1 protein-coding gene and 1 pseudogene are annotated in these 1,581 nt (G+C 44.5%); both read left to right on the top strand.

The window, feature by feature from the left end; genetic code table 11:
* Positions 1–886: 886 nt before the first annotated feature.
* Positions 887–1,282: pseudogene (locus tag F6K37_RS45950) on the top strand (septal ring lytic transglycosylase RlpA family protein); the annotation flags it as partial.
* A gap of 116 nt (positions 1,283–1,398) precedes the next feature.
* The coding region (locus tag F6K37_RS41650) for a pantoate--beta-alanine ligase (protein ID WP_287257120.1) at positions 1,399–1,581 on the top strand (183 nt) is incomplete at its 3' end.

Genomic DNA, 1,581 nt, shown 5'->3' with positions numbered 1-1,581 from the left:
ATCCCACACCTAATGCGTAGCATTAGGTGTGGGATGAATTTTGCACAGGGTATTATAAAATTGCTATAATATATGTACTGATAAACAAAGCCGTTCGCGTAGCGTGGCCTACGGCCTTAAATGCTGGTTTGTCAGCCACTTACGTGCCTAAAAAATAGAACTTATTGTATTGTTCCGGTGGGTCGGGGCATCCCGTGTCGTTAATAAAGTAACCCGTGTATCCGTTCGCGCCCCGCGTCGGCGAAAGCCGATAGTGATGGCTGGAGTTGGTAAGAAGCCCACACTGTAATCTTCGATGAGCGTGTGGGAGTATGTCACTATTAGTATGATCCGTGTCCCTGCTTAAAGTAAGCATTCAGCTAACTCCCTAGGCTGAATGCTTATTGTTTAAGTGGATAGCCTCTAGCAACTAAGCTGTGAGGCTTATAGCGCTACCCGCAAGTCAGAAGTTAGAAGTCAGAAGTCAAAGGTGCGCTTTCCGTTCTCCGTAGGAGACGCGGGGCGCGTTCGGCGAATTAAATTCGCCACGGGTCGCACCTAAAAGTTAGCTATGAGTAAGTTTCGGAGTTTAGGAATGTCCTAACAGTAGCGCGTAGTGCTATATCATTTATCAACTGATATTTCATCAGCTAAGGGCTTTGACTATACTGTTAAAGATAACCCTGACTTACCACTGATGACAGAGGTGAAATCTGCCACAATTCCAGATGCTGAAAAACTCTCAAATCAGCAAGTTCAGATGTTTGATTTTGCTAAGTTTCCAGATAAATTTAGAACTCTTCCTAGTTTAACCTTGCCAGGGTCTGAGCTAATTACGACTGAGGAGATTCCAAAGTCAGAAGAGAAGAGAGCTTCTGCCAATTCTAATCTCCAAGGAAACGCTATCCTGATCGGCTTAGCTTCTCCTCTCAAAAAAAGCACTGCTTCACCACAGACATGGCAACCACTAAAAGTACCAACGATTGCAAGGCGTAGCCGTCGCCGAGTGCGATGGAGTGTAAGGGGGATAGCTTCCTGGTATGGTTCAGGTTTCCATGGCAGGCGCACTGCTAGTGGCGAAAGATTCAATCAATACGCTCTGACTGCTGCTCATCGTACTTTGCGGTTTGGCACTAGAGTCAAAGTGACTAATCTCAGAAATGGTCGCTCTGTCATTGTGCGGATTAATGACCGTGGACCTTATGTCAGGGGTAGGATTATTGACTTGTCCAGAGGAGCTGCCAGAATAATTGGACTGGTAAGGTCTGGCACTGGGTCTGTGCGTATAGAAATTCTTTATTAAATTAATTAGTTATTAGCCAATAGAAATCTCCAGGAATTACTTGGCAACTCCTGGAGATTTCTATTTATATAGGACTATGTTGCTAACATCAATAGGGATCTAAACTCTAGAGTCTTATGCACCTGTTTACAACAACTGCTGGATTACACTGCTACTTAGAACGTCAAGGTCATGGCAAGGAAGTGGGTCTAGTAACCACTATGGGAGCCTTGCACAGCGGTCACTTAAGCTTAATTGAGCGGGCAAGACGAGAAAATTCTCTGGTGATTGTTAGTATTTTTGTTAATCCTCTTCAGTTT

The sequence above is a fragment of the Moorena sp. SIO4E2 genome (assembly GCF_010671945.1).
GTDB lineage: Bacteria > Cyanobacteriota > Cyanobacteriia > Cyanobacteriales > Coleofasciculaceae > Moorena > Moorena producens.
The sequence above is the reverse complement of the archived record's forward strand: the minus strand, read 5'-3'. Positions and strand labels throughout refer to the sequence as shown.